Origin of the sequence: Mesorhizobium sp. M7A.F.Ca.US.005.03.2.1 (assembly GCF_003997795.1) — a bacterium.
Taxonomy (GTDB): domain Bacteria; phylum Pseudomonadota; class Alphaproteobacteria; order Rhizobiales; family Rhizobiaceae; genus Mesorhizobium; species Mesorhizobium ciceri.
Genome location: NZ_RZRP01001261.1, coordinates 1 through 1,231, shown reverse-complemented (window position 1 = coordinate 1,231; position 1,231 = coordinate 1). Strand labels below are relative to the sequence as shown.

The following is a 1,231-nucleotide window of genomic DNA, read 5'->3' as shown; positions in this document are numbered from 1 at the left end:
GAGCAGAGCGACATCATCGTTCTGTGCTGCCCGCTGACGCCGGAAACGCGCGGCCTGATCAACCGTGAGCGGATCGCCCGCATGAAGCCGCAGGCGTTGCTGATCAACGTGTCGCGCGGACCGGTCGTCGACGACGACGCGCTGATCGAGGCCTTGCAGAAACGGCGCATCGGCGGCGCCGCGCTCGACGTGTTTGCGACGCAGCCGCTGCCGTCGAACCATCCCTATTTCGGCTTCGACAATGTTATCGTCACGCCGCACATGGCGGGGATCACCGAGGAATCGATGATGCGCATGGGCGTCGGCGCGGCGGGCGAAGCCCTGCTCGTGCTGGCGGGCAAACTGCCGGTCAATCTGCGCAATCCGGAAGTGGTCGATCACTACCGGCAGCGGTTCCCGGCGAGCGTGTAGCACATCGCGGTTTCGCCCCAATTCTTCGTGACGTTGAGACCCATGTTCAGTCCTCGCCTCACATCCCTCATTGTCGCCGCCTGTTCGCTCTGCGCCATTCCGTCATTCGCGGCCGAAAGCAGCTATGTCTATTGCGACAACGGGCTGCGCTGCTTCAAGGCGCCGTGCCCGTCGAACAGCGTGCTCGATCTTGCCACCGGAACGATCATCAAGGGCATGTCGATCGACACCAGCGGCTTGCCGCGGGCCGACAAGGCGATAACGGATCTTTCCGACGCGCTCTATGCCGGAAAGATCGTCGTCAGAGGCTCGATCGAGCACCGCACCCAGACGATCACCGGCAAGGAGTACGATCTGCCCTGGCTGGTCGCGACCAGCATCGTACGCACCGCCATGGACAGCGAACGCAAGCACTGTTCGTCGCGCTGATCCGCAATTTCCGGTTCAGTGCTGATCAACCGCCAGCAGCCGCTCCACTTCAGCGGCAATCCGCAGCAGGCGCCGGTCATGCCCGTTGCGCGCCACCAGCATCAATCCGGCAGGCAGCGGAGTGCCCGGCATCGGCAGCGAGATCGCGCAGAGATCGAACTGGTTGGCGACCTGCGTGTTGCGCAGCAGCAGGCCTTCGGTTCGGTCACGCAACCCGGCGTCGTCAGCCATAGAGACGATAGTCGGCGCCGTCACCGGTGTGGTCGGCAAGGCCAGCACATCGACCGAGGACAGCCGTTCGTCCATGGCGGCCGCAAGTGCCGCACGACGGCGCATCGCCCTGATGTAGACCGGAGTCGGCAGCATTGCCGCCCGCGACAGGGGGCCGCTG

At 64.6% G+C, this 1,231-nt stretch carries 3 protein-coding genes; 2 read left to right on the top strand and 1 reads right to left on the bottom strand.

Going from position 1 to position 1,231, the window contains the following annotated elements:
• On the top strand, positions 1 to 411 hold a 411-nt coding region (locus EN991_RS36840; protein ID WP_281058854.1), incomplete at its 5' end, for an NAD(P)-dependent oxidoreductase.
• Positions 412 to 453: 42 nt separating this feature from the next.
• A complete protein-coding gene (locus tag EN991_RS36835) occupies positions 454 to 840 on the top strand; it encodes a hypothetical protein (protein WP_127370554.1) in 387 nt (128 codons plus the stop codon).
• A 15-nt stretch (positions 841 to 855) separates the two neighbouring features.
• Here EN991_RS36835 and EN991_RS36830 read toward each other — a convergent pair.
• Positions 856 to 1,231, bottom strand: a 376-nt coding sequence (locus EN991_RS36830; RefSeq protein ID WP_245461182.1) for an amidase family protein, incomplete at its 5' end; no start/stop codon positions are given.